The sequence below is a fragment of the Allobosea psychrotolerans genome, assembly GCF_002917105.1.
Lineage (GTDB): Bacteria > Pseudomonadota > Alphaproteobacteria > Rhizobiales > Beijerinckiaceae > Allobosea > Allobosea psychrotolerans.
In genome coordinates this window covers 1-24704 of the sequence record NZ_PQFZ01000013.1, presented here as the reverse complement: position 1 = coordinate 24704, position 24704 = coordinate 1, and the positions used below count along the sequence as shown (strand labels likewise).

Below are 24704 nucleotides of genomic sequence, written 5' to 3'. Positions count from 1 at the left end.
GCATCTTTGGGGTCGTCATGCTCGCGCTGATCGGCCGCCGGGTCCTGATCGCGCTGCCGACGCTGTTCCTGGTCTCGCTCTTCGTGTTCGCGCTGCAGCGGGCGCTGCCGGGCGATCCGTTCCTCGTCATCGCCGGCGAGGAGCGCGACCCGGAGGTGATCGCGCGCCTGCGCCATCTCTACCGGCTCGACGATCCCGTCGTGGTGCAGTTCTTCGCCTGGCTCGGCCAAGTCGTGCAGGGCGATTTAGGCCGCTCGCTGCGCACTGGCGAGCCGGTGCTCGGGCTGATCTGGCAAAAGCTCGGCGTCACCGTGCAGCTCGCCGTCGCCTCGATGATCGTCGCGGTCGGCATCGGCCTGCCGGCGGGCATCATCGCGGCGCGGCGCAAGGACACGCTGGCTGACTATACGGCGAGCGCGGTCGCGCTGTTTGGCCTGTCGATCCCGCATTTCTGGCTCGGAATCATGTTGATCCTGGTGGTCTCGGTCGAATTGAAATGGCTACCGGCCTCGGGCTTCGAATCGATCTTCGTCGATCCGAAAGCCTCGATCGAGCGCCTGATCATGCCGGCCTTCGTGCTCGGCGGCGGGCTTGCCGCCTTCATCATGCGCCATACCCGCTCGGCGATGCTGGAGGTGCTGCGCTCCGACTATGTCCGCACCGCCCGCGCCAAGGGGCTCGACGAGGACACGGTGGTGAACCGGCATGCACTGCGCAATGCGCTGGTGCCGATCATCACGCTCTCGACGCTGCTCTTCGGCGAGTTGCTCGCCGGTGCGGTTTTGACGGAACAGGTCTTCACCATTCCAGGCTTCGGCAAGCTGATCATCGACGCCGTGTTCAACCGCGACTATGGCGTGGTCCAGGGCGTCGTGCTCTGCACCGCGATCGGCTTCATCCTGATGAACCTCCTGGCCGATGTGCTCTATGTCCTCGTCAACCCGCGCCTGAGGAGCGGCTGATGGCGGATGTGATTCTCGAAACGTCTTCGCCCACAGGCGCCGTCGAGCCTGCTCCGCGCCCGCGCCGCAGCGCGCTCGCCAAGCTCCTGCGCAACCGCTCGGCGCTGATCGGCGGTACGATCGTGCTCGTCTTCGTGCTGATGGCTGTGCTCGCCCCGCTGCTGCCGCTCGCCGACCCGCTGAAGTCGAACTTCCTCGCCATCCGCAAGCCGCCCTCCGAGCTCCACTGGTTCGGCACGGACGAGCTCGGCCGCGACCAGGTCTCGCGCCTGTTCTACGGAGCGCAGACCTCGCTGCTTGCCGGCATCGTCTCCGTCCTGATCGCGCTGGCGGTCGGCATCCCCTTCGGCCTGCTCTCGGGCTGGTATGGCGGCTGGATCGACATCGCGATCTCGCGCGTGACCGAAGCGATGCTCGCCTGCCCCTTCCTGATCCTTGCGATCGCCTTTGCCGCGATCCTGGGCCCCTCGCTGACCAATGCGATGATCGCGATCGGCCTCTCGGCCGTGCCTATCTTCATCCGGCTGGTGCGCGGACAGGTGATGAGCGTGAAGGCGGAGGATTTCGTCGAGGGAGCGCGGGCCGTGGGCGCGCGCGACCTGCGCATCATGTTCGTGCATGTGCTGCCCAACACGATGTCGCCCATCGTGGTGCAGTCGACATTGTTCATGGCGCAGGCGATCATCCTGGAAGCTTCGCTCTCCTTCCTCGGCCTCGGCCAGCAGCCGCCCTCGCCCTCCTGGGGCCAGATGCTGAACGTCGCCAAGAACTTCATGGAGCAGGCGCCCTGGATGTCGGTCGCGCCCGGCATCGCCATCTTCCTGGCCGTACTCGGCTTCAACCTGCTCGGCGACGGCCTGCGCGACGCGCTCGATCCGAAGGAGGGGTGATATGGCTCAACCAACTCACCCATCCTCCCCCTCAGCCCTCATCCTGAGGAGCCGCGCAGCGGCGTCTCGAAGGATGCTCCAGAAGGCTCGGTCAGCGGTATCATCGCAGGACCGCCGAGTGGTCGAACCCGCGTGAGCCAATGCGACAGCACGACGGATGTTGGCTCTACATCGCGAAATGCAGCGACGGCAGCTTTTACACGGGCACGACTCGCATGGATGTTGAAACCCGCATCGGCCAGAACAATGCGGGCATGTTCCCGGAGAGCTACACATTCAAGCGCCGTCCGGTCACCCTCGCTCTTGCCGAACACTTTCCCAGCATCACCGACGCGATCGCGATGGAACGCCGTGTCAAGGGTTGGTCTCGCAGAAAGAAACAAGCCATGATCGACGGCCAGTGGGAGAACCTGCCCGAGCTTGCCAGGCGCAAGACATGACCGCTCAGAGCATGTTTGGAACCTCCAGCCCTCATCCTGAGGAGCCGCGGCACGCGGCGTCTCGAAGGATGCTCCAGATGGTTCCAGAGCCTCCTGGAGCATCCTTCGAGACGCCATTCCCAGGGGAATGGCTCCTCAGGATGAGGGCTCGCGGGGGTTCCAAACCGGCCCTCAGGCCTTCAGCAGCGTGGGCGCTATCCACACCTGCTGGAACATCCTTCGACACGCCGCGTGCCGCGGCTCCTCAGGATGTGGGCTGAGAGATTGATATCCCAAGTTACCCGACCATCCTCATAACCGACATAGTGGATACCCCCATGTTCACCACCCGCCCCGAAATTCTCGGCACCTTCGGTGTCGTCACCTCGACGCACTGGCTTGCCACCGCCTCGGGCATGGCGATGCTGGAAAAGGGCGGCAACGCCTTCGACGCCTGCGCGGCCGCCGCCTTCGTGCTGCAGGTGGTGGAGCCACACCTCGTCGGCCCCGCAGGCGACATGCCGGCGGTGTTCTATTCGGCTGAAAAGAAGAAGGTCGAGGTTCTCTGCGCACAGGGGCCGGCTCCCGAGGCCGCGACGATCGAGGCCTTCAAGGCGCTTGGGCTCGACCTCATCCCGGGGTCCGGCCTGCTCGCCACCGTGGTGCCCGGCGCCTTCGGCGGCTGGATGACGCTGTTGCGCGACCATGGCCGCCTGACACTGCGCGAGGTGCTCGAACCCGCGATCGGCTATTTCGAGAACGGCCACCCGATGCTGCCGCGCGTCTCGGCTTCGATCGCGGAACTGACCGAGCTCTTCACCGGGGAATGGCCGACATCGGGCGCAGTCTATCTGCCCGGCGGCAATGTGCCCAAGGCCAAGGAGCTCTTCCGCAACCAGGCCGCCGCCGACACCTACAAGCGCCTCCTGAGCGAGGCGGAAGCCGCCGGCTCCGACCGGCAGGAGCAGATCCAGGCAGCCTTCGACGCCTGGTACAAGGGCTTCGTCGCCGAGGCGATGGACACGTTCTGCCGCACGACGGAGGCGATGGATTCGTCTGGCCGGCGCCATAAGGGCCTGCTCACCGCCGACGACATGGCGCGCTGGCAGCCGAGCTACGAGACGCCGGCGAGCGCGACCTATCATGGCTGGGAGGTCTTCAAGATCGGCCCCTGGGGCCAGGGCCCGGTCTTCCTGCAGACGCTGAAGATCCTGGAGGGCATCGACATCGCCGGGATGGGGCCGGCGAGCCCGGAATTCGTCCACCATGTCACGGAGGCGATGAAGCTCGGCTTCGCCGACCGCGAGGCTTATTACGGCGACCCGGATTTTGTGAAGGTGCCGCTCGCGACGCTGCTCTCCGAGGATTATGCGAGCGGCCGGCGCAGGCTGATCGGCGAGCAGGCCTCGCATGAATTGCGGCCCGGCACGGTGCCCGGATATGAGGAGCAGGTCGGGCGCATGCTGGCCGGCGTCCGCATCGCCGGCCAATCCGGCGGGGGCAGCGCCAGCGTCGGCGAGCCGACCATGGCCTCGATGGTCGCGGCCGGGCGGCGCGGCGACACCGTCCATATCGACGTCATCGACAAATGGGGCAACATGATCGCAGCGACGCCTTCGGGCGGCTGGCTGCAATCCTCGCCGGTGATCCCTTCGCTCGGCTTCCCGCTGAATTCGCGGGCGCAGGCGTTCTGGCTCGAGGCCGGGCTGCCGGCCTCGCTCGCCCCGTTCAAGCGCCCGCGCACGACGCTGACGCCGACGCTCGCCTTCGAGAATGGCGAGCCGCGCCTCGTCTTCGGCACACCGGGCGGCGACCAGCAGGAGCAATGGCAGCTCGGCATGTTCCTGCGCCGGGTGCATCACGGCCTCAACCTGCAGGAGGCGATCGACCTGCCGCTGTTCCACACCCAGCACTTCCCCTCCTCCTTCTATCCGCGCGAGGCGCGGCCGGGACATCTGATGGTCGAGGAGAGCATCGGCGAGGCGGCGCTTGCCGATCTCGTCCGGCGCGGCCACGCCTTGGAGCGCGCCCCGGCCTGGACGGTCGGGCGCCTGACCGCCGCCGAGAAGAGCCGCAACGGCCTCTTGCGCGCAGCGGCCACCCCGCGTCTGATGCAAGCCTACGCTGCCGGACGCTGAAGGGGTTGCACGCATGACATGGTCCATCGTCGCCCGCGACGCCGCCACCGGCGCCTATGGCGTCGCCGTCTCGACCTGCGCCTTCGCCGTCGGCTCGCGCGTGCCCTATGGCGGCGGGCGCATCGGGGCAATCGCGACCCAGGCCTTCGTCAACCCGCTCTATGGCGTCGACGGCCTCAGGCTGCTGCAGGAAGGCCGCTCCGCCGTCGAGATCATCGCGACGCTCACGGCCGCCGATGAGGGCCGCGCGCATCGCCAGCTCCATGTGATCGACCGCGAGGGCAAGATCGCCGCCCATACCGGCTCGGCCTGCATCGACTGGTGCGGAGCGGTGCATGGGCCGCAGATCTCCGTCGCCGGCAACATGCTGGCCGGGCCGCAAGTGATCGAGGAGACACTGAAGGCCTATATCGCTGCGTCGGCGCTCGATTTCGACGAGCGCCTGCTGGTCGCGCTCGAGGCCGGCGAGAAGGCCGGCGGCGACAAGCGCGGGCGGCAATCCTGCGCCATCCGCATCTGGGCCGGCGAACCGATGCCGAGCTTCGACATCCGCGTCGACGACCATGCCGGTCCGCTCGCCGAGTTGCGCCGGCTCTGGCGGATCGCGCATCAGCGCTATGTGCCCTTCCAGCAGGCCTCGCCTTCGCGCGCAAGGCCGGCCGGCGTCACCGACCGCGCCGAGCTCGACCGACTCTGCACCGATTATGCGGCAGCCTGGAATGCGCGGCATCCGGAAGGGTGAGGCGGGCTCTGCCGGCGCTTGATCACGTTTTTCGCGCAAGGCTCCAGGGCCTGATTTAAGCCTGACCCGCACCGTCATTGCGAGGAGCGAAGCGACGAAGCAATCCAGGGGCGGCAGAGCTCGACGTTCCCCTGGATTGCTTCGCTGTGCTCGCAATGACGGCTTGGAAGGTACTGAACCTAGATCACATCGCCGCTGCGCCTGACGCAGTCGATGAAGCGTTCCAGCGCGCCGGACGGCTTTTCCTCGCGATAGGCCAGATGCAGCGGCGCGGTCAGCCGGGGCAGGTCATCGAGGCGGGCATAGGCGATGCCGTTCGTCTCGAGGCGGGCCATCGAGGCAGGGATGATCGAGACGCCCAGGCCAGCCGCGACGAGGCTCAGCGTCGACACCATTTGCGGGGCTTCCTGGCCGATCCGGGGACTGAACCCGGCGGCGCGGCAGGCGGCGATGATGCTGTCATAGAGGCCCGGCCCCGAGGGGCGGCGATAGAGGATGAAGGTCTCCTGCGCCAATTCGGCCAGAGCGATACGCCCCTCCAGCATTCCTTGGCCCGAACGCTTGGCCAGGCGTTCCGCGATCGCGTGCTGGTCGGGCAGCGCGACCAGCATCTCCTCGGCCAGCAGCGGCTCGACCACTAGCCCGACCGGTCGCTCGACCGGCGAGCGGACGAAGGCCGCATCGAGCCGCTCGGAGCGCAGCTCGCCGATCAGGTCGCTGGTATTGCCCTCGCGGAGCGCCAGGGTGACGCCCGGCACGGTCTGGCGCAGCAAGCGCACCACCGACGCCACCAACGGATGAAACGCAGCCGAGCTGGTGAAGCCGATGACGAGCCCACCCTGCTCGCCCCGCGCCGTGCGCCGCGCGGCATCGAGCGCCAGATCGACATCGGCGAGGACGAGCCTGACCTTCTCCAGCAGCGTGCGGCCGGCATCGGTGAGTTCGACGCCGCGCGGCAGGCGGCGGAACAGCTGCGCGCCGACCTCCCGCTCCAGCACGCGGATCTGCTGGCTAAGCGGCGGCTGCTGGATCCCCAGGCGCTCGGCGGCCCGGGTGACATGGCCCTCTTCGGCAACCGCCACGAAATAGCGGAAATGACGCAGTTCGATCATAATCATATTCTTAAAGTATGGATCGAGCCTATTCCATATATTAGACGCACGGTTCTCGAAAGCATATGGATGCCCCCGGCCGTCCCGTTCCGCCTAAGAGCAGGATGCGAAAAAGTGGGAACCGGTTTTTCGCATTGATCCTGCTCTCACTCTCAGTTGAGAGACGGATTCAGATTTCAGATGGGATCACTTTGTGAACCCATCTGAAATCATCCGGCTCTCGTGGACGGCCTGGAACCGACGATGAGCACGCCAGCCAGCCTCGCAGATCCCGAAATCTCCCGCACGGAACCGACCGTCGCCCAGCTCTTCACCGGCTTTCTCCTCCTCGGCCTGATCGGTTTCGGCGGGGTTCTGCCGCTGGCCCGGACCATGGTCGTCGAGCAGCGCCGCTGGATGAGCGGCAAGGAGTTCACCGAGCTGCTCGGCCTCTGCCAATTCCTGCCGGGCGGGAACATCAACAACATGTCGGTGGCGATCGGCCTGAAATTTCGCGGCCCGGCAGGGGCGCTCGCAGCGCTGCTGGGCCTGATCGCGGCGCCCACGGCAATCGTGATCGGGCTCGGCATCCTCTACGACCACTACCAGGACGATCCGCATATCCGCCATCTCTTCGCGGGGCTGGCGGCGGCCGCTGCGGGCCTGCTCGTCGCCATGGCCGTGAAGATCGCCCTGCCCTTGCGCCGCAAGCCCGTCGCCATCGCGATCGCCCTGCTCTGCTTCCTCGCCATCGCGATCCTGCGCCTGCCGCTGCTTGCGACGATGCTGGTGCTGGCGCCGATCAGCGTGCTCGCCAGCTGGACGCTCGACAAGGGGGAGAACACCCCATGACCTCGGTCCTGATCGCGCTGGCGCTGATCTTCACGCAGCTTTCGCTGCTTGCCTTCGGCGGCGGCAACACCATCCTGCCGGAGATGCAGAGGCAGGTTGTCGAGATCCATCACTGGATGTCGGCGCAGCAATTCGGGGCGATGTTCGCCCTCGCCCAGGCGGCGCCCGGGCCCAATATGATGATCGTGCCGCTGGTCGGCTGGCATGTCGCGAGTTGGCCCGGCGTCCTCGTCACCACGCTGGCGAAGTTCGGCCCCTCATCCCTGCTGACGGGCATCGCCATGCAGCTGTGGGAGCGCTTCAAGGACCGGCCCTGGCGCCGCACCGTACAGGCGGGGCTGGTTCCGATGACCGTCGGCCTCGTCACGGCAAGCGCAGCGGTCATTACCCAGGCTTCGGCCCATGAATGGATCCTGGCCGCGATCGTTGCTGCCTGCGCCATTGCCGCATCGACGACGCGCCTGCACCCGCTGCTGCTGCTCGGCTTCGGCGCCCTGGTCGGGCTCAGCGGCATCGGACAGATCTGACCGGCCCAGCACCGGCTATGCGGCGGCCTGGAACGCGCGGCATCCGGACGATTGACAAGCAGCCGCCACTCTGGCGCGATTGAGCCGGCGGTCTCGGCCGGCGTCTTCACCCCCCGCGCCGGGCATCGCATGGGGAAGGAACAGAGCAATGGCACCTGGCGAAAGCGACATGCTCGCCCGCAGGATCGCGAGCCTCGAAGCCCAGCTGCAGGCACTGCGGCAGGTGATAGAGGTCAGCCCGTCCGGTCTGAAGATCCGGACAGACGGCTCACTCAGCATCACGGCGGGAGGCGCGGTGCAGGTCACCTCGGGCGGCGCAACCGCGATCAGCGCCGGCTCCTCTCTTTCGCTCAAGACCTCGGGCTCCCTCGATGTCAGGGTCGCCGCGGCGCTCACCATCGCAGGCTCTCACGCCATCTCGCTGGCGGGCTACACGCTGAGCGCGTCGCTGATGAAGGATGTCGATGTCAGCATCGGAAAGAAGGTCTCCGTCACCGCCGGCGAGCGCGTGGCGCTGAAGGCCGGCGACGCCGAGATCGACATGAAGAAGGACGGCTCGATCAGGGTCCAAGGCAGGGACATCGACATCAAGGGCAGCGGCAAGATCGACGTCAAGGGCAGCGGCGATGTCGTGATCAAAGGCGCAAAGGTCCTGCAGAACTGAGGTTCAACAGGACCAGATGCGCAACTGCCGCGATCAAGTCAGCTTGCCGCGCGCCGCCACCGGGATTTCGCCGATGAGCTTGTCGCCGCGCACGGTGATCAAGCGGTCGACCATGTTCACCACCACGCAGACATGGTTGGGGATGATGCGCACGACCTCGCCGACATTGGGCCGCTCATTGCTCGCGGCGAGGTCGAGGAAGCCATGCTCCTCGGCGAATTTCGCGATCCTGGCCGCCGGATATTCCAGGATATAGCCGTGACCGTCGAGGCCGCCCGTGTCGCTGGTCAGCGTCTTGGAGCCGGAATCGAGAATGCCGCGCTCAGGCCCGGCCCGGCTGACCACCGTGGCGTAGACCGAAAGCGCGCAATCCTCCAGCGTCGCAACACCGGCCGCGACCTGCATGCGGTCGTTGAAGATCGAGGTGCCGGCGCGGTGCTCGGTCGCGCCTTTGAGCTTGCCGATATTGGGGATGTTGGGCGAGCCGCCGGTCGAGACGATGCCGGCCTCCAGCCCCGCCTCGCGCAGGCCGGCATTGGCCGTGTCGAGGAAGATCTGCGTGCGCTCCCAGCCATCCTCGGGCGGGTACATCAGGAAACCCGCAAAGGTCAGGCCCTTGGAGCCCGCGATCAGCTTGGCAAGCTCCACCGCCTCGCCAGGCGTCTCGACGCCGGCGCGCTTGCGGCCGGTGTCGCATTCGACGACGACCTCGAGATTGCGGCCGGCGATCTCGGCCGCCTTGGGCAGGCCGGCGATGGTGACCGGATTGTCGGCCGCGACGATCATGCGCACGCGCCGCTGCAGCGCACCCAACCGGCCGAGCTTCTCCTCGCCGAGGATGTTGTAGCTGATCATGATGTCGTCGATGCCGCCATCGGCCATGATCTCGGCCTCGCCGAGCTTCTGGCAGGTGATACCGCGCGCGCCGGCCTCGACCTGGAGGCGGGCGAGCTCGGGCGATTTATGCGTCTTGATATGGGGGCGGTTGGCGACGCCCTTCGCATCGCAGACGGCTTGGAGCCGGGCGATATTGGCCTCGACCTTGTCGAGGTCGATGACGACGGCCGGCGTGCTGTAGACGCGGGCGATTTCCTCAGCCAGCGCGGTCATGGCAGCACCTTGATGATCACTTCGATCTCGACCGTCATGTTGTTGGGCAGCGAACCCATGCCGACTGCCGAGCGGGCATGCCGGCCGCGCTCGCCCAGCACCGCAACGAACAGGTCCGAGCAGCCATTGATGACCTTGGGCTGATCCGCGAAATCCGGCGCGCCGTTGACCATGCCGAGCAGCTTGATGACCTCGACCTTGTCGAGCGAGCCGGCCGCCTTCTTCATCGCCGCGAGCAGGCCGAGACCGGTCTGCCTGGCGTGCTCATAGGCTTCCTCGATCGTGACGTCCTTGCCGACCTTGCCGGTGGGATAGGTGCCGTCCGCCCGCTTCGGGCCCTGGCCGGAGAGGTAGACGATGTCGCCGACCTGCTTGAAGCTGACATAGGTGGCAACTGGCGTCGGTACGTCGGGCAGCGTCAGTCCGAGATCCTTCAGTTTTTGTTCGGCGCTCATCGGCGTCTCCTCATGCATGTCTTCTTCGGCGACGCGCGCGGCGTCAGGATGTCAGGTCGCGCACCATGTAGCGCGCGGCATCGTCATAGCTGCCGAGCTTCTCGGCAAGGGCGGGGTCATGCGCCACGCGAAAGCCGTGGCGCTCCCAGAAGCCCCGCGAGGCATTGACCGCGACCAGCGCGAGGCCGGCGAGGCCTTCGCTGCGGGCAAGCACGACCAGCCGGTCGACGATCCGCCCGGCGGCTCCCGCCCCTCGCACGTCCGGCAGGAGCGCGAGGTCGTGGATGTAGTAGCTCGCCGCGTCCATGGGAATCCCGCCGAGCAGGCTGTTCAGGGCCGGCGGCTGGCCAGGCCGCCAGGGATGGCTGACGACGTAACCGCGCAGGCCGCCCGGGCCGGCGAGAACGAGGCAGCCGGCCGGAAACAGCCGCAGGCGCTCGGCGAAGACGGCCTCGTCCTCGGGATAGGCGGGATGCACGACGCCCGCGACCGCAAGCACCGCCGGCAGGTCGGCGTCCGTCATCGGGCGCCAGAGCACAGTTCGCAACTGGCACTCCCTTTGTCATTCCGGGGCGAGCCGAAGGCTCGAATCCGGAACCCACGACCAGGTGCGGCACTTCGAAGCGGCCATATCCATAAGCTTCACCCGGTCGTGGGTTCCGGGTTCTTCGCTGGCGCGAAGCCCCGGAATGACACGGTAGGCGCCGGATTACGCCGCGACCTTCTTGAACTTGTTCGTGCGCTTGGGGTGCCACCAGGCGCCCTTCAGCACCACGCCCTCGGAGACGATCTTCCTGTCGCCGGTCATGTGCTCGCCGGTGACGTCGGCATAGTCGAACTTGCCTTCCTTGACGGTCAGGATCGTCGCGTCGCCGAGCGAGCCGACCTTGAGCGAGCCGTATTCGGGCCGCTTCAGCGCCATCGCCGCATTCACGGTCGAGGCCGCGATGACGTTGTTCAGGCTCATGCCCATCAGCAGGAATTTCGACATGGTGGTGACCTGGTCATAGGCCGGGCCGTCGATGCAGAGCTTGTGCACGTCCGAGGAGATCACGTCCGGCTCGAAACCATTGGCCAGCATGGCGCGCGTCGTCTTGAAGGAGAACGAACCCTTGCCATGGCCGATATCGAAGATGACGCCGCGCTTGCGGGCGGCCAGCACCTCGGGCTTGACCGTGCCCTGCGCGGTGCAGGGCGCATTCGGGAAGGGACGGAAGGCGTGGGTGAGCACATCGCCCGGCCGCAGCATGTTCACCACCTCCTCATAGGACGGAGGCGGATGGTCGATATGGCACATCAGCGGCATGCCGACCTCGTTGGCGACCTGCAAGGCGATGTTGAGCGGCACCGTGCCCTGATCGCCCGAAGCGTGCAGGCCGACGCGGACCTTGATGCCGACGATGAGGTCGCGATTGGCGTCGGCGACCGCGACGGCGTCGATCGGGTTCATCAGGCGCAGATCGCCGCTCTCGCCGACCATGACGCGGTGGTCGAAGCCGTAGATGCCGGCATGCGAGACGTGGAGATAGGCGAGGATGCGGGCCTGGCTCCTCTCGATGACATGCTTGCGGAAGCCCGGCCAGTTGCCCGGCCCGGCACTGCCGGTGTCGACCGAGGTGGTGACGCCCGACGCCCGGCAGAACTCGTCGGCGTCGATGCCGAGCGAGGTGCCGCCCCAATAGACATGGGTATGCAGGTCGATCAGGCCCGGCGTGACGATGTAGCCGGAGACGTCGCGGATTTCCTTGGCGCCCTTCAGATCCTTGCCGAAGCCGGAGACCTTGCCGTCGGTGAAGGCGACGTCGAGCACGCCGTCATGCTTCTGCGAGGGGTCGATGACGCGACCGCCCTTGAGGATGAGATCATGGGTCATGGGATGCGGTCTCCGGCGCTTTGGCGATCATCTTCGTCAATTGTTCGATCGCGTTCGAGAGGTAGCTCTGATCGAGATCAAGGCTAAATGTGAGGCTTCGCTCGTGGCTCCCGATGTCAGCAACCTTGGCTGCAATACGGACTCCCCCACGAACATCGCCCCTGAAATCAAGGCCGACTTCCACGTCGCCCGACGCCCAACTCTGACACAGGGCGGGGTTTGCGCGTTGCGCAATGAGCGCTTCTTTCAGCGCAGACAAATCATGGCGCGACGTCTGGCAAATCAAAGTTGCCGAGAATCGTCCGCTCTGCGCGACGACCCTCATCTGCCCGTAGCCGTAGGCGTCCATCCCGGTGATTGGACCAAGTTTCAGGTGATCCCCAGATGCTACCCCGAGCAACAGGATCTCATCGTCCGACATCGGATCACACTGGCCCCACAGCACCCTTGCGCTCGACGATGAGCCCATAGGCCTGCGGTTCGCGATGCCTGGCGAAGTTGAAGGTGGAGTTCTTGTAGCTCTTGCCGAGATCCATATCGCAGCGGGCGATCACGAGCTCGTCGCCCTCGGTCACGGCCTGCGCCACGACCTCGCCGGTCGGCGCGATGATGCAGGAGCCGCCGATCTGGTCGACGCCCGCCTCCAGCCCCGCCTTGGCGGCGCCGACGACCCAGGTGGCGTTCTGGTAGGCGCCGGCCTGCATCACGAGCTGGTTGTGGAAGTTGCCGAGCCGGTCATGGTCGGGGGCCGGCGGGTTGTGCTTGGGCGTGTTGTAGCCGAGCACGATCATCTCGACATCCTGCAAGCCCATCGACCGATAGCTCTCGGGCCAGCGCCGGTCGTTGCAGATCATCATGCCGAGATTGGCATCCATCGCGCGCCAGACCGGCCAGCCGAGATTACCGGTCTCGAAATAGCGCTTCTCCAGATTCTGGAACGGCGCGTCGGGACGATGCTCGGGATGGCCGGGCAGATGGATCTTGCGGTATTTACCAATGATCGCGCCGGTCTTGTCGACCAGGATCGCGGTGTTGAAGCGACGCTTGCGGCCCTCCTCGAAGGCAAGCTCGCAATAACCGAGATGGAAGCCGATGCCGAGGCGCTGGGCTTCGGCGAAGAGCGGCGCGGTCTCGTTGCCGGGCATCGCGCTCTCGAAATAGCTGTCGATCTCGTCTTCGTCCTCCATCCACCAATGCGGGAAGAAGGCGGTCAGCGCGGCCTCGGGATAAACCACGAGATCGGCGCCATGGCCCTTGGCCTGGCGCATCAGCTCGATCAAACGGGCAACGGCGGAGGCGCGGCTTTCGTCACGCTGGATCGGCCCGAGCTGGGCCGCGGCGACAGTCAGGATGCGGGTCATGGCAGTAGAGTTTTCCGTCGATCCGTTTCAGTGGATCTCAATGATCGGGACGCCGCGAGAGCGCATATTGCACCGAGCGTGACGTAACGGTAGCCTCCGCCTGCTGCCGGCCCGCGCGGCTCCAAACCGCCGCCTGGCGCTCGCGCGGCGGGAGGACCAGAGCCATGACTACGTTCAACGTCGTCAGATTCCGCGTCAAGCCGGGCCAGGACGAGGGGTTTCTCGCAGCTCACCGCGCCGGCAAGGCGCAGTGGCCCGGGCTCATCAACGGGCGCATCATCAAGACCGGCGACCGCTCCTATTGCCTGATCGGCGAATGGGCTGATGCCGCGGCGATCAAGGCCGCGCGCCCCGAGATGATCGCGACGCTCAACAGCTTTCGCGACACATTGGAGGATCTCGGCGGCGGCCTTGGCGTCACCGATGCGGTCTCCGGGGACGAGGTGGTCGACCTCAAGGGCTGACAGCGGCGCGCACGGTACTCGGGCCCGAGCTCCATGGGGCGCGCGCAGCAGCGTCGCCGCGCGCCCTCGCCGTACCGGGATCGTCGGCCACGCCATCGGCGCATGTATCGTGACCGTCACGCCAACGTCGGTCACAGGCTCTCCTTGGTCACAGGCTCTCCTTGGTCACAGGCTCTTGGCCAGGCGTGGATCGAGCGAGTCGCGCAAGCCGTCGCCGAGCAGGTTGACCGCGAGAACGGTGATCGAGAGGAACAGCGCCGGGAAGAAGATGATATGCGGCCTGACCTGCCAGAGCGCCCTGCCCTCGGCCATGATGTTGCCCCAGGACGGGGTGGAGGGCGGCACGCCGGCGCCGATGAAGGACAGGATCGCCTCGACGATCATGGCGCTGGCGCAGATATAGGTCGCTTGCACCATCATCGGCGCGATCGTGTTGGGCAGGATGTGGCGGAAGATGATGCGCGGCACCCGCGCGCCCTGCGAGAGCGCCGCCTCGACATAGGGCTGCTCGCGCAAGGAGAGCACGACGCTGCGCACGAGGCGGGCGACGCGCGGGATCTCGGCGATGGTGATGGCGATGATGACGTTCTGGACCGAGCCGCGCGTCAGCGCCATCAGCGCGATGGCGAGCAGGATCGGCGGGATCGACATCATGCCGTCGATGATGCGCATGACGATGCCGTCAGCCCAGCGCACGAAGCCGGCAAAGAGACCGACCGCCAGCCCGATGACGGAGGCCAGGAACGCCACGCTGAAGCCGACCAGCAGCGAGACCCGCGCGCCGTAAGTGACACGCGAATAGATGTCGCGCCCGAGCATGTCGGTGCCGAACCAGTAGAGTTCGGAGGGCACGCGCGTCCGGCGCGCCGTCGAGATCGCCGTCGGATCGACGGTCCACAGGAACGGCGCGAAGACCGCGATCAGGATCATCAGCAGCAGGAGAATGCCGCCGACCGTGACCGCAGGATGCTTGCGCAGATAGGAGCGCTTCTTGGGCGACAAGACAGACCCGGGCGACAAGACGGACTCGGGCGGCGAAACGGGTTCACTGCCGGCGGGAGCCGCGAGCGGTGCGGCGATGGTGTTGGATTGAACTGTCAATACCGTATCCTCGGATCGACCAGGGTATAGACCAGGTCCACGAGCAGGTTCACCAGGACGTAGACGAAGCTGAAGATCAGCACGACGCCCTGGATCACGGGGTAGTCGCGACGCAGGATCGCATCCAGCGTCAGCCGCCCCAGCCCCGGAATGGCGAAGACGCTCTCGGTGACGACGGCGCCGCCGATCAGGAGCGCCACGCCGATGCCGATGATCGTGATCACCGGAACCGCCGCATTCTTGAGCGCATGCACGAAGAGCACGTTGCGCTGTTCGACGCCCTTGGCGCTCGCGGTGCGGACATAGTCCTGCTGCAGCACTTCGAGCATGGTGGCCCGCGTGATGCGCGCGATCAGCGCGATATAGACGAAGCCGAGCGTGATCGAGGGCAGGATCAGGTTCTTGAACCAGGGCCAGATGCCCTGCGAGATCGGCGTATAGCCCTGCACCGGCACCCAATCCAGCTTCAGCGCGAAGACATAGGCGAGCATGTAGCCGACGACGAAGACCGGAACCGAGAAGCCGAAGACGGCAAAGCCGACGACGCAGCGGTCGATCCAGCTGCCGGCCTTCCAGGCCGCGATCACACCCATCGGCACGGCGACGACCACCGCGAAGATCAGGGTCAGCAGCATCAATGAAACCGTCGGCTCGATACGCTGGGCGATGAGCTGCGTCACCGGCAGAGAGGTGAAGATCGAGGTGCCGAGATCGCCCTGGAGCACATGGTAGAACCATTCGCCGAAGCGGATGAGATAGGGCCGGTCGAGACCCAGACTAGCCCGGATCTTCTCGACATCGGCCGGCGAGGCCTGGTCGCCGGCGATCACGGCGGCGGGATCGCCGGGCGCGATGTAAAGCAGCGAGAAGACGAACAGGGCGACGAAAGCCATCACGGGTATGGTCGTGATGATCCGTCTGACGATGAAAGCGAGCATTCTGGCGCTTAGCCTTGGTTATGGTCGATCAGAACTGTTCAACGCGAGCCGCCATTCCGGCCGCTTACGTTCAGGGGAATGCCGGGTTCCCTCGGGGAGTCCCGGCACTCTGCGATAAATCCATCCGGCTCCGGCACGGCTTCGCCGCTCGTCCGGGGTGGACGGGGCAGCCACGAGTGCTGCCCCCGCCGTCAGGCCTTCGACACGCCCCAGAAGAAGGGCAGCGGCCCGCTGGTGACGCCGGAGAGATTCGACCGCCAGGCCTGGTAGCCGAGATAGAAGCCGGTCGGCGCGTAGACGACTTCTTCCATCGCCGCCTTGTTCAGCCTGGCGATCGCAGCCTTCTCCTCGGCCATGTCCTTGGCGTCAAACCAGTTGGTCACCTCGGTCTCGACAGCCGGAATATTGGGCCAGCCGAACCAGGCCTTGTCGCCATTGGCGCGGATGGCGGTGTAGGCGGCGGGATTGATGCAGTCGGCGCCGGCATGCCAGGTGTGGAACATGCTCCAGCCGCCCTGGCCGGGAGGCGTCTTCTGGGCGCGGCGTGCGCCGACGGTACCCCAGTCGGTGGCGACGAAGTCGACCTTCATGCCGATGCTCTTGAGCAGTTCGGCGGTGACATCGCCCATCGACTTGGTGGCGGCCATGTCCTGCGCGACGACGCAGACCACGGGCTCGCCGTTATATCCGGATTCGGCCAGCAGCTTCTTGGCCTCGGCGACGTTGCGCTTCTTCAGGATGTCGCCGCCCTCCTCGGTGTAGAGCGGCGTGCCGGGGGTGAAATAGCTCGGCAGGTTCTTCCACAGCTTGTCGTCGTCGCCGACGATCGAGCGCATGTAATCTTCCTGGTTCAGCGCGGTCATGACCGCGCGACGCACCTTCACATTGTTGAAGGGCGGGAAGAGATGGTTCATGCGGAAGGCGCCGATATTGCCGAGCGGATCGCCGATGTCGACCTTGACGTTCTTGTTGGCCTTGAGCACCGGAACAAGGTCCGACAGCGGGGTCTCCCACCAATCGACCTCGCCGTTCTGCAGCGCCGCCGACGCAGTCGCCGGATCGGGAATGATCACCCATTCGATCCGGTCGACCAGTATCTTCTTGCCGCCGGCGAGCCAGTCGGCCGGCTCCGAGCGCGGTACGTAGTCGGTGAACTTCTCGAACACAGCCTTGGCGCCGGGCACCCATTCATTGCGAACGAACTTCATCGGGCCCGAACCGATATATTCGGTGATCTGCTGGAACGGATCGGTCTTTGCGATGCGCTCGGGCATGATGAAGGTGCAGGGCGCGTTGTTCTTGCCCAGCGCCAGCAGCATCTTGGGGTAAGGCTTGCTGAGCGTCCATTTCCAGCTCATGTCGTCGATCGGAGCGAGCTCGACCTCGATCGCCTTGATCATCAGGCCCATCGGGTCGCGGGCCTGCCAGCGCTTCAGGCTCTGGACGACGTCCTTGGAGGTGACCGGCGCGCCGTCATGGAATTTGAGGCCCGGACGCAGCTTGAAGGTCCAGACCAGCCCGTCGGCGGAGACCGTCTCCGACTCGACCATCTGGCGCTGCGGCTGAAACTTCGAATCGATGCCGTAGACCGTGTCCCAGACCAGGGCAGCCGCGTTGCGCACGACATATTGCGTGCCCCAGATGGGATCGAAATTGGCGAGGTTGGCCTGCGGCACGAAGCGCAGGGTCTTGGCCGCCGCGCCTTGCGCCAGGGCCGGCATGGCCAGCCCACCGGAAGCGGCCAGGGCGCCCGTCCCCACGGCGGTTTTCAGAAATGTCCTGCGGTCCATCACTCACTCTCCCCTGAAACGGCAACCTCTGCGCGGGCGACCTTGGCGCGAGTTTGGGCAGAAAACTTCTGCGCTGACAACACGCTTGACCGGCCCTTCTTGGCCGGCAGGCAGCTTGCAGACTTCGTGCCAAACGGGACTGAACTGCCGGAAGCGGGCGGAATTCGGCAATCTCTGCCCGCCGCGCAGCATTGCGAGCAGAAAATTGCAAAATATCCGACTAAACCGATTTGATCGGCGCATCGACCCGCGCGAAAGGCCTTGCAAATTCGAAGGCCGCCGCCGCGCGTAAAACCAGTGCATCCCTTCCGAAAGCTCCGATGACCTGCAGGCCCGCCGGCAAGCCGGCTTTCGTCAGGCCGCAAGGCAGCGAAATCGCCGGCGCCTGCGTGATGTTGAAGGGGTAGGTGAACGGGGTCCAGCGTGTCCAATCCTCGCCATAGCCGCCATGGGCGGGGGTGTCCCGCCCGACCTCGAAGGCCGGCAAAGGCAGCGTCGGCGTCAGCAGCAGATCGAAGCGTGCATGAAATTGCGCCATGCGGTGCGCAAGCGCATTGCGCTGGTTGAGCAGCGCATCGACATAGGCCGTGCCCGACACCTTCTCACCGGCTTCCGCCACCGCGACCAGACCGGGATCCATGCGCTTGCGGTCGTCGGGACCGGCATTGCGCAAGGCGAGCGCTGCTCCCGCCCCCCACAGCGTCATCAAGGTCTCGATCGGGTCGGCAAAGCCCGGATCGACCTCCTCGACCGTCGCGCCGAGTTCCTGGAACGCCATTGCTGCCGCTTTCGTAAGCGCCGCGATCTCAGGGTCGACCGCAACGTCGCCGCCGAGCTTCGGCGACCAGGCGAGGCGCAAGCCCTTCACGCCGCCGGGCAGGCCGGCGACATAGTCCAGCGGCTCGTCGAGCACCGCCGTCATGTCGCGGGCATCGGGCCGGGCGATCGCGTTCATGGCGAGCGCGGTGTCGGTCACGGTGCGCGTCAGCGGGCCGAGATGGGCGAGGAACCCCATGGTCGAGACCGGGAAGGCCGGCACGCGGCCATAGGTCGGTTTCAGGCCGACCACGCCGGTGAAGGCGGCGGGGATGCGCACGGAGCCCGCGCCATCCGTACCGATATGGATGCAGCCGAGATTGAGCGCGGCACAGACGGCAGCGCCCGAGGACGAGCCGCCGGGACCGGTCCCGGTGCCCCAGGGGTTGCGCGTGATGCCCGATTGCGGGGAATCACCGACGCCCTTCCAGCCATATTCCGGCATCGTCGTCTTGCCGAGGAAGACCGCGCCGGCCTCGCGCAGCCGGGCGGTGGCCGGCGCATCCTCGGGCCAGGGCGCGTCCGAGCCCACGGCCGAGCCGCGCCGCATCGGCCAGCCGGCGACACCGATATTGTCCTTGATGGTGACGGGCACCCCGTCGAGCGGGCCAAGCGGCTCTTTCCTGAGGTAGCGCGCCTCGGCAGCCTCCGCCATGGCGAGCGTGACCTTGTCGTCGCGCACGGTGAAGGCGTTGACCTCAGGCTCGAAGCGCTCGATGCGCGCGAGCGCGTCGTTGGCGACCGCGACGGGAGAGAGCTCGCCGCTGGCATAGAGGGGCTGGAGTTCGGCGGCGGACAAAGAGGAGATGCTGGTCACGGTCGTTTCCCTTGTGTCTTCGTCATTCAGCGTCGAAACGCCGTCATTGCGAGCGTGAGCCGAAGCAATCCCGGGGTCGTCGAGCATTATGGCCCTGGATTGCGTCGCCGCTCATGCTCCTCGCAAAGGCGGGAAGGTCGACATCACGCATTCGCGGCGCGCCAGGCGGCGCTGAGCAGGACATTGGCGCCGGCGACCATGTCGTCATCGGTGCTGAATTCGGCCGGGTTGTGCGAGAGACCGCCGATCGAGGGGATGAACACCATGGCCGTCGGGCACAGGCGCGACATCATCTGCGCGTCATGCCCGGCGCCCGAGATCATGCGGCGGATCGGCAGGCCGAACTCGGCCGCGCTCTGCTCGACGCTGGCGATCAATTCCTCAGTGAAGGGCGTCGCCGGGAAACGGGCGAGATCGCGGATCGAGATCTGAATGTCGTCGCGCTCCGACAGCTCGGTGCAGAACGCGCGGACCGCCGCCTCGGCTTCAGCCAGCGGCGCATCGAGCGGGTTGCGCAGATCGAGCGACATCACCACGGTTTCGGGCACGACATTGACGTTGCCGGGCTGGACGCGGATGACGCCGCAATTGGCGAGCTGCCCGGGGATCGTCCTGGTCAACTCATTGGCGAAGATGTTGATCCGCGCCGCCGCCAGGCCTGGATCCTTGCGATAGGCCATCGGTGTCGTGCCGGCATGGCTCGGCCGGCCCTTCAGCGTCAATTCGAGCCAGCAGATCCCCTGGATGCCGGTGACCGCGCCAAGTCCGCCACCTTCGCTCTCGAGGACCGGCCCCTGCTCGATATGCATTTCGAGATAGGCATGCGCCTTGAGGAAGCCCGGCCTTTCCGGCCCCTCATAGCCGATGCGCCTGAGCTCGGCGCCGAGGCCGACGCCCTCGGAATCGGTTTCCGCATGAGCGGCGGCAACGCTCATGCCGCCGGCCCAGACATAGGAGCCGAGCATGTCCGGGTGGAAGCGCGCACCCTCCTCATTGGTGAAGGCGATCACGGCCATGTCGCGCTTGGGCGTGAGGCCGGCGTCGCGCAGCGCCGCCAGCACCTCGACGCCGGCGATGACGCCGAGCGCGCCGTCGAAGCGCCCGCCGGTGCCGACCGTGTCGATATGCGAGCCCATGATGACGGCCGGCCCCTCCTGCTGCCCCTTCAGGATGCCGACGATGTTGCCGATCGCATCGATCTTCACCGCGAGCCCGAGCGCTTGCATCTGCCCGACCAGCCAATCGCGGCCCTGCTTGTCCTCATCGGTCAAGGCGAGGCGCCGGCAGCCGCCCTCGGGCGTCGCGCCGATCATCGAGAGCGCCGTCAGGCGCGACACCAGCCGCGCGCCGTCGATCCGCAGATTGCTGCTCATTCGTCTCAAGTCTCCGTGAAGGCCAAGCGCCACTGCTCGCGATGCAGGAAAGATGCAACCCGCTCACCCGTCGAGCAAGCCGGGCCGACGCCTGTCGACCCAGCCGGTCGCGTCCTCATAGGCCTGCGCGACCTGGAGCAGCAGCAATTCGGACTGGTTCGGACCCCAGAGCTGCATTCCCATCGGCAGGCCCGCCGCGTTGAAGCCGACGGGCACGCTCAGCGCCGGACAGCCCGACATCGTCACCGGGATCACCACCTGCATCCAGCGGTGATAGGTGTCCATGGCGCGGCCGGCGACCTCCCTGGGCCACGGCGTCTCGACCGCGAAGGGGAAGACCTGGGCGCTGGGCAGGACCAGGATGTCGTAGCGGCCGAAGAGCCCATGGAGATGCTGGTACCAGCGCGAGCGGAGACCCGAGGCCTGCATCACCTCGAAGGCGGAGACCTTGAGCCCCTGCTCGACCTCCCAGCGCGCCTCGGGCTTGAGCAGGTCGCGCCGGGCCGGATCGGCATAGACGGGGGCAAGGCCCGAGCCCGCCTGCCAGGCGCGCAGCGTGAGCCAGGCCTGCCAGACGGATTCCGGATCGAAGCCGAGCGCGACGTCCTCGACGATCGCGCCCATGTCCTCGAACGCCGCCAGGCCTTGCCGGCACAGGGAGAGAACGCCCTCCTCCATCGGCAGATGGCCGCCGAGATCGCCGAGCCAGCCGATCTTCAACCCCGCAACGTCGCGCTCCAGCGGCCCGAGAAAGACCGCCGGATCCTCCCGCAAGGACATCGGCACGCGCGGATCATAGCCGGACTGAACTGCGAGCAGCGCCGCGAGATCGCGGGTCTTGCGCGCCATCGGCCCGGCGACACCCAGTTGCGGGATGAAGACCTCATCCGTGCCCGACAGCACCCGGCCATAGCTCGGGCGCAGGCCCAGCACATTGTTGAAGGCGGCGGGATTGCGCAGCGAACCGGCATGGTCGCTGCCATCGGCCACCGGCAGCATGCGCAGCGCCAGCGCCACCGCGGCCCCGCCGCTGGAGCCGCCAGAGGTCTTGCTCTGGTCATAGGCGTTGCGCGTCGCCCCGAAGACCGGATTGAAGGTCTGCGAGCCGAGCCCGAATTCGGGCGTATTGGTCTTGCCGATGATGATGGAGCCTGCGGCCTTCATCCGCTCGACGAAGATCGCATCGGTCTGCGCGATGACGTCCTTGAACAAAGGCGAGCCTTGCGTCGTCGCGAACCCTTTGGCGGCGGAGAGATCCTTGATCGCCTGGGGGAAGCCATGCATCCAGCCGCGCGAATGGCCGGCCGCGAGTTCGGCATCGAGCACCGCCGCCTCCTTCAGCAGATCGCCGCGCTCGCGCTGCGCCACGATCGCGTTGACGCGCGGGTTCAATCGCTCGATCTGGTCGAGGAAAGCCGCCATCACCTCCACGCAGGAGAGCTTTCGCGCATGGATCGCCTGCGAAAGCGCGACCGCATCCAGCGCCACGATGTCGCCGGTCGCTGCACTGCTGACTGTATCTGGCATGCCTGGCCTGTCCCCTGCCCGGAAGAATCGGGCCGATGATGGCCGCAGCCCGCGCGCCCCGCTAGAGCCGGATGATTTCAGATGAGATCACACTGTGATCCCATCTGAAATCTGAATCCGTCTCTCATCAAGAAGTTAGAGCAGGATCAATGCGAAAAACCGGTTCCCACTTTTTCGCATCCTGCTCTAGCGACGTTTCCGGGCGGGGCCTGTGCGGAGGGCGCATCACGCGGGGCAGCCCGGCGTGCAGGCGGCTGCCCCCTATACTCCAAGGCAGATACTAGCATCGGCTCGTCCCGAAAACCGGTTCCCACTTTTCGGGCCGATGCTCTAGATCCCGTTGAGAGCATCGCTCACGCGAAAAACCGGTACCCACTTTTTCGCGCAATGCTCTAGAAGCGACGCCCCATGTCAGACCTCGCCCTCCCGCTTCGCCAGACGGCCCCTTGGCTCACCGAGGCCAGGGCCATGCTCGCGCTGAGCTGGCCGCTGGTGCTGACCAATGTCGCGCAGACGGCGATGACGGCGACGGATGTGATGATGATGGGCCATCTCGGCCCCGACGCATTGGCCGCGGGCGCGCTCGGCTCCAATCTCTATATGGCCGTGCTGATCTTCGGCATCGGCGTCATGGCGGCCGTGTCGCCGATGATCTTGATCGAGCTCGGCCGCAATCGCCACGCCGTGCGCGAATTGCGCCGCACGGTGCGGCAGGGCTTCTGGGCTGCCGTGACGCTGGTCGGCCCGATGTGGCTGTTTCTCTGGCAGGCCGAGCCGATTCTGCGCGCGATGGGCCAGGACGCCACGCTGGCAAAGGCCGCGGCATCCTATGTGCGGACGTTGCAATGGGGCCTGCTGCCGTTCTTTCTGTTTCTCGTGCTGCGCGGCTTCGTCGCCTCGCTGCAACGCCCCTTCGCGGCCTTCGTCGTCGTCCTGCTGGCGGTCGGTTTCAACGCGCTGGCGAATTGGTGCCTGATGTTCGGCCGGCTCGGCTTCCCGGCGCTCGGCCTGCCGGGCTCGGGGCTGGCGACGACCTTGTCCTCGGTGTCGATGATGCTCGGGCTCAGCCTGGTCGTCAGCTTCGACCGGCGCTTCCGCCGCTACCGCCTGTTCGGCCGCTTCTGGGTGGCGGACTGGCCGCGGTTCTGGGCCTTCTGGCGGATGGGCCTGCCGATCGGCACGACGCTCGCTTTCGAGGTGGTGATCTTCAACGGCGCGGCCTTCCTGATGGGGCTGATCGGCCCGGCCTCGCTCGCGGCCCATGCGATCGCGATCCAGATCGCCTCGCTGACCTTCATGGTGCCGATGGGCATCGGCCAGGCTGCTACGGTCAGGGTCGGCCGGGCTTTCGGCGCCGGCGACAAGGATGGCGTCGCGCGGGCCGGCGCGACGGCGCTCGTGCTCGGCATCGGCTTCATGGCACTGACCGCGCTCGTCATGCTGTTTGCGCCGCAATGGCTCGTCGTTCCCTTCCTCGATGTCGAGAAGCCTGGCGCGGCCGAGGTCGCGGCGCTGGCGGCGACCTTCCTGCTCTATGCCGCGATCTTCCAGATTGCAGACGGGGCGCAGGTCGTCGGCTCCTGTCTCCTCAGGGGGCTCGGCGATACGCGGGTGCCTATGCTCTTCGCCGGGCTCGGCTACTGGGTGATCGGGCTGCCGCTTTCGGTCGCGCTCGGCTTCTTCACGCCGCTCGCCGGGATCGGCATCTGGATCGGGCTTGCGATCGCGCTCGCCATCGTCGCGGCCTTGATGCTCGGCCGCTGGCGGGCCCGCGACAGACTTGGCCTCGTTACCGCCCTCTGATTGCATTGGCGCGGTTCGTGCTATCTTTGCTGCGTCGCGGGTTTCGCCTTTGGGGGGAGGCAGATCATGTTCAAGGACGACGACGTTCAACGCATCCGGGACAGCTTCGCCCATCTCCACCGCCGCAAGGCCGAGACCGGCGCGATCTTCTACAACCGGCTCTTCGAGATCGCGCCCGAGGTCAGGCCTTTGTTCAAGGGCGACATCAAGGCGCAGGGCATCAAGCTGATGGAGATGCTGACGGTCGCCATCGCCACGCTCAACGACCGGGAGGGGCTCGCCATCCTGCTGCGCAAGCTCGGCCGTCAGCACAAGGGCTACGGCGTCAAGGACAGCCACTACGACAGTGTCCGGGAGGCGTTGATCTGGACGCTCCGGACCTCATTGGGCGACGCGTTCACGCCGCGTCTCGAGCGCGTCTGGACACAGCTCTACAACGATATCGCCAGCGTCATGATCGCCGCGAGCCACGCGGAGTGAACGAGAAGGCGTCAGCCGTCACAGGCCCGCCTTCCGCGTGTCAGAACTCTTCCCAACCCGCGTCGCTGGCGCGGCTGTTGACGACTTTCTTCGCCGGGGCGGATCTGGCTGGCGCGTCCGCCCTGGTCTGCGCGAAGGCGGCTTCGGCGAGCTTGCGCAGGCGCGCAGGCTCCGAGCCATGACCGGCCGGGGCCGCCCGGACCGGCGCGGGGGCGTAGCTGGCCGATGAGGCGGTCGCGCCCTCAGGGCCCGTCCTGAAGGCGGCGACAAGGTCGTTGAGCTGGACGATGCGGCCAGACAGCGAACCGGCCGAGGCCGCGCTCTGTTCGGCCAGCGCCGCATTGGCCTGCGTCATCTCGTCGAGATGGGCGACGGCCTGGCTCATCTCGTCGATGCCGTTGGCCTGCTCGCCCGAGGCCGCCGAGATCTCGGCGATGGTGGCCGCGACCTTTTGCGAGGCGGCGAGGATCTGGGTCAGGGCGTCGCCGGCCTGGCGCACCAGCGTGACGCC

General features: G+C 66.5%; 24 protein-coding genes and 1 pseudogene. 11 read left to right on the top strand and 14 right to left on the bottom strand.

Annotated elements, in window-relative coordinates:
- Nucleotides 1-17: 17 nt before the first annotated feature.
- The 5 genes from CYD53_RS19950 to CYD53_RS19930 all read left to right on the top strand — a co-directional run bounded on the left by CYD53_RS19950 (nucleotide 18) and on the right by CYD53_RS19930 (nucleotide 5151).
- The gene (locus CYD53_RS19950) at nucleotides 18-962 is read left to right on the top strand and encodes an ABC transporter permease (RefSeq protein ID WP_103719837.1); all 945 of its coding nucleotides are present in this window, start codon (nucleotides 18-20) and stop codon (nucleotides 960-962) included.
- A complete protein-coding gene (locus CYD53_RS19945; RefSeq protein ID WP_103719836.1) occupies nucleotides 962-1852 on the top strand; it encodes an ABC transporter permease in 891 nt (296 codons plus the stop codon). The genes CYD53_RS19950 and CYD53_RS19945 overlap by 1 nt, the downstream gene beginning before the upstream one ends.
- A 140-nt stretch (nucleotides 1853-1992) precedes the next feature.
- Nucleotides 1993-2292 (top strand): GIY-YIG nuclease family protein, encoded by a 300-nt coding sequence (locus CYD53_RS19940; protein ID WP_103719835.1) that lies wholly within the window; start codon nucleotides 1993-1995, stop codon nucleotides 2290-2292.
- A gap of 317 nt (nucleotides 2293-2609) precedes the next feature.
- A complete protein-coding gene (locus CYD53_RS19935; RefSeq protein ID WP_103719834.1) occupies nucleotides 2610-4409 on the top strand; it encodes a gamma-glutamyltransferase family protein in 1800 nt (599 codons plus the stop codon).
- Between the two features lie 13 nt (nucleotides 4410-4422).
- On the top strand, nucleotides 4423-5151 hold the full coding sequence (locus tag CYD53_RS19930) for a DUF1028 domain-containing protein (protein WP_103719833.1): 729 nt from the start codon (nucleotides 4423-4425) through the stop codon (nucleotides 5149-5151).
- 179 nt (nucleotides 5152-5330) lie between these two features.
- On the opposite strand, the gene CYD53_RS19925 is transcribed toward CYD53_RS19930, so the two are convergent.
- Nucleotides 5331-6263, bottom strand: coding sequence for a LysR family transcriptional regulator (locus CYD53_RS19925; protein WP_103719832.1), 933 nt, complete (start codon nucleotides 6261-6263; stop codon nucleotides 5331-5333).
- 243 nt (nucleotides 6264-6506) lie between these two features.
- On the opposite strand from CYD53_RS19925, the gene CYD53_RS19920 reads away from it, so the two are divergent.
- The 3 genes from CYD53_RS19920 to CYD53_RS19910 all read left to right on the top strand — a co-directional run bounded on the left by CYD53_RS19920 (nucleotide 6507) and on the right by CYD53_RS19910 (nucleotide 8285).
- Complete coding sequence (locus tag CYD53_RS19920) at nucleotides 6507-7094, top strand: chromate transporter (protein ID WP_103719950.1); 588 nt, start codon at nucleotides 6507-6509, stop codon at nucleotides 7092-7094.
- Entirely contained in the window at nucleotides 7091-7621 is a 531-nt protein-coding gene (locus tag CYD53_RS19915) for a chromate transporter (protein ID WP_103719831.1), read from the top strand. Before CYD53_RS19920 ends, CYD53_RS19915 begins: the two co-directional genes overlap by 4 nt.
- Before the next feature lie 148 nt (nucleotides 7622-7769).
- On the top strand, nucleotides 7770-8285 hold the full coding sequence (locus tag CYD53_RS19910; RefSeq protein WP_103719830.1) for a DUF2345 domain-containing protein: 516 nt from the start codon (nucleotides 7770-7772) through the stop codon (nucleotides 8283-8285).
- A 33-nt stretch (nucleotides 8286-8318) separates the two neighbouring features.
- Here CYD53_RS19910 and CYD53_RS19905 read toward each other — a convergent pair whose 3' ends face one another.
- The 6 genes from CYD53_RS19905 to CYD53_RS19880 all read right to left on the bottom strand — a co-directional run bounded on the left by CYD53_RS19905 (nucleotide 8319) and on the right by CYD53_RS19880 (nucleotide 13084).
- A complete protein-coding gene (locus CYD53_RS19905) occupies nucleotides 8319-9395 on the bottom strand; it encodes a D-TA family PLP-dependent enzyme (protein WP_103719829.1) in 1077 nt (358 codons plus the stop codon).
- Nucleotides 9392-9850 (bottom strand): RidA family protein, encoded by a 459-nt coding sequence (locus CYD53_RS19900; protein WP_103719949.1) that lies wholly within the window; start codon nucleotides 9848-9850, stop codon nucleotides 9392-9394. The genes CYD53_RS19905 and CYD53_RS19900 overlap by 4 nt, the downstream gene beginning before the upstream one ends.
- A 43-nt stretch (nucleotides 9851-9893) precedes the next feature.
- A complete protein-coding gene (locus CYD53_RS19895; RefSeq protein WP_342751722.1) occupies nucleotides 9894-10388 on the bottom strand; it encodes a GNAT family N-acetyltransferase in 495 nt (164 codons plus the stop codon).
- 171 nt (nucleotides 10389-10559) lie between these two features.
- The gene (locus CYD53_RS19890; RefSeq protein ID WP_103719827.1) at nucleotides 10560-11723 is read right to left on the bottom strand and encodes an amidohydrolase/deacetylase family metallohydrolase; all 1164 of its coding nucleotides are present in this window, start codon (nucleotides 11721-11723) and stop codon (nucleotides 10560-10562) included.
- On the bottom strand, nucleotides 11713-12144 hold the full coding sequence (locus CYD53_RS19885; RefSeq protein WP_103719826.1) for a WapI family immunity protein: 432 nt from the start codon (nucleotides 12142-12144) through the stop codon (nucleotides 11713-11715). Before CYD53_RS19885 ends, CYD53_RS19890 begins: the two co-directional genes overlap by 11 nt.
- Nucleotides 12145-12148: 4 nt before the next feature.
- Entirely contained in the window at nucleotides 12149-13084 is a 936-nt protein-coding gene (locus CYD53_RS19880) for an N-carbamoyl-D-amino-acid hydrolase (protein WP_103719825.1), read from the bottom strand.
- 164 nt (nucleotides 13085-13248) lie between these two features.
- Here CYD53_RS19880 and CYD53_RS19875 point away from each other — a divergent pair, with 164 nt between their 5' ends.
- Complete coding sequence (locus CYD53_RS19875; protein WP_103719824.1) at nucleotides 13249-13548, top strand: antibiotic biosynthesis monooxygenase; 300 nt, start codon at nucleotides 13249-13251, stop codon at nucleotides 13546-13548.
- 165 nt (nucleotides 13549-13713) lie between these two features.
- Here the strand turns inward: CYD53_RS19875 and CYD53_RS19870 are convergent, their stop codons facing one another.
- The 6 genes from CYD53_RS19870 to CYD53_RS19845 form a co-directional block, all read right to left on the bottom strand.
- Complete coding sequence (locus CYD53_RS19870) at nucleotides 13714-14568, bottom strand: ABC transporter permease (RefSeq protein WP_245928353.1); 855 nt, start codon at nucleotides 14566-14568, stop codon at nucleotides 13714-13716.
- A 77-nt stretch (nucleotides 14569-14645) separates the two neighbouring features.
- Nucleotides 14646-15587, bottom strand: coding sequence for an ABC transporter permease (locus tag CYD53_RS19865; protein WP_103719822.1), 942 nt, complete (start codon nucleotides 15585-15587; stop codon nucleotides 14646-14648).
- A gap of 191 nt (nucleotides 15588-15778) precedes the next feature.
- Nucleotides 15779-17377, bottom strand: coding sequence for an ABC transporter substrate-binding protein (locus CYD53_RS19860; RefSeq protein ID WP_103719821.1), 1599 nt, complete (start codon nucleotides 17375-17377; stop codon nucleotides 15779-15781).
- A gap of 220 nt (nucleotides 17378-17597) precedes the next feature.
- Nucleotides 17598-19010 carry an amidase gene (locus CYD53_RS19855; RefSeq protein WP_245928344.1) on the bottom strand — a complete coding sequence of 471 codons (1413 nt, stop codon included), beginning with the start codon at nucleotides 19008-19010 and terminating at the stop codon, nucleotides 17598-17600.
- A 143-nt stretch (nucleotides 19011-19153) separates the two neighbouring features.
- The gene (locus tag CYD53_RS19850; RefSeq protein WP_103719819.1) at nucleotides 19154-20383 is read right to left on the bottom strand and encodes a Zn-dependent hydrolase; all 1230 of its coding nucleotides are present in this window, start codon (nucleotides 20381-20383) and stop codon (nucleotides 19154-19156) included.
- A gap of 63 nt (nucleotides 20384-20446) precedes the next feature.
- The gene (locus tag CYD53_RS19845; protein WP_103719818.1) at nucleotides 20447-21910 is read right to left on the bottom strand and encodes an amidase; all 1464 of its coding nucleotides are present in this window, start codon (nucleotides 21908-21910) and stop codon (nucleotides 20447-20449) included.
- A 408-nt stretch (nucleotides 21911-22318) separates the two neighbouring features.
- On the opposite strand from CYD53_RS19845, the gene CYD53_RS19840 reads away from it, so the two are divergent.
- The gene (locus CYD53_RS19840; RefSeq protein WP_245928343.1) at nucleotides 22319-23713 is read left to right on the top strand and encodes an MATE family efflux transporter; all 1395 of its coding nucleotides are present in this window, start codon (nucleotides 22319-22321) and stop codon (nucleotides 23711-23713) included.
- A 66-nt stretch (nucleotides 23714-23779) separates the two neighbouring features.
- Complete coding sequence (locus CYD53_RS19835; protein WP_103719816.1) at nucleotides 23780-24193, top strand: globin domain-containing protein; 414 nt, start codon at nucleotides 23780-23782, stop codon at nucleotides 24191-24193.
- A 40-nt stretch (nucleotides 24194-24233) separates the two neighbouring features.
- Here the strand turns inward: CYD53_RS19835 and CYD53_RS19830 are convergent.
- A pseudogene (locus CYD53_RS19830) lies at nucleotides 24234-24704 on the bottom strand (hypothetical protein); the annotation flags it as partial.

Bases quoted from the DNA above. Each gene is read 5' to 3' on its own strand.
- CYD53_RS19950 (WP_103719837.1), top strand. From the start codon at position 18: ATGCTCGCGCTGATCGGCCGCCGGGTCCTGATCGCGCTGCCGACGCTG.
- CYD53_RS19945 (WP_103719836.1), top strand. From the start codon at position 962: ATGGCGGATGTGATTCTCGAAACGTCTTCGCCCACAGGCGCCGTCGAG.
- CYD53_RS19940 (WP_103719835.1), top strand. From the start codon at position 1,993: ATGCGACAGCACGACGGATGTTGGCTCTACATCGCGAAATGCAGCGAC.
- CYD53_RS19935 (WP_103719834.1), top strand. From the start codon at position 2,610: ATGTTCACCACCCGCCCCGAAATTCTCGGCACCTTCGGTGTCGTCACC.
- CYD53_RS19930 (WP_103719833.1), top strand. From the start codon at position 4,423: ATGACATGGTCCATCGTCGCCCGCGACGCCGCCACCGGCGCCTATGGC.
- CYD53_RS19925 (WP_103719832.1), bottom strand. From the start codon at position 6,263: ATGATCGAACTGCGTCATTTCCGCTATTTCGTGGCGGTTGCCGAAGAG.
- CYD53_RS19920 (WP_103719950.1), top strand. From the start codon at position 6,507: ATGAGCACGCCAGCCAGCCTCGCAGATCCCGAAATCTCCCGCACGGAA.
- CYD53_RS19915 (WP_103719831.1), top strand. From the start codon at position 7,091: ATGACCTCGGTCCTGATCGCGCTGGCGCTGATCTTCACGCAGCTTTCG.
- CYD53_RS19910 (WP_103719830.1), top strand. From the start codon at position 7,770: ATGGCACCTGGCGAAAGCGACATGCTCGCCCGCAGGATCGCGAGCCTC.
- CYD53_RS19905 (WP_103719829.1), bottom strand. From the start codon at position 9,395: ATGACCGCGCTGGCTGAGGAAATCGCCCGCGTCTACAGCACGCCGGCC.
- CYD53_RS19900 (WP_103719949.1), bottom strand. From the start codon at position 9,850: ATGAGCGCCGAACAAAAACTGAAGGATCTCGGACTGACGCTGCCCGAC.
- CYD53_RS19890 (WP_103719827.1), bottom strand. From the start codon at position 11,723: ATGACCCATGATCTCATCCTCAAGGGCGGTCGCGTCATCGACCCCTCG.
- CYD53_RS19885 (WP_103719826.1), bottom strand. From the start codon at position 12,144: ATGTCGGACGATGAGATCCTGTTGCTCGGGGTAGCATCTGGGGATCAC.
- CYD53_RS19880 (WP_103719825.1), bottom strand. From the start codon at position 13,084: ATGACCCGCATCCTGACTGTCGCCGCGGCCCAGCTCGGGCCGATCCAG.
- CYD53_RS19875 (WP_103719824.1), top strand. From the start codon at position 13,249: ATGACTACGTTCAACGTCGTCAGATTCCGCGTCAAGCCGGGCCAGGAC.
- CYD53_RS19865 (WP_103719822.1), bottom strand. From the start codon at position 15,587: ATGCTCGCTTTCATCGTCAGACGGATCATCACGACCATACCCGTGATG.
- CYD53_RS19860 (WP_103719821.1), bottom strand. From the start codon at position 17,377: ATGGACCGCAGGACATTTCTGAAAACCGCCGTGGGGACGGGCGCCCTG.
- CYD53_RS19850 (WP_103719819.1), bottom strand. From the start codon at position 20,383: ATGAGCAGCAATCTGCGGATCGACGGCGCGCGGCTGGTGTCGCGCCTG.
- CYD53_RS19845 (WP_103719818.1), bottom strand. From the start codon at position 21,910: ATGCCAGATACAGTCAGCAGTGCAGCGACCGGCGACATCGTGGCGCTG.
- CYD53_RS19840 (WP_245928343.1), top strand. From the start codon at position 22,319: ATGTCAGACCTCGCCCTCCCGCTTCGCCAGACGGCCCCTTGGCTCACC.
- CYD53_RS19835 (WP_103719816.1), top strand. From the start codon at position 23,780: ATGTTCAAGGACGACGACGTTCAACGCATCCGGGACAGCTTCGCCCAT.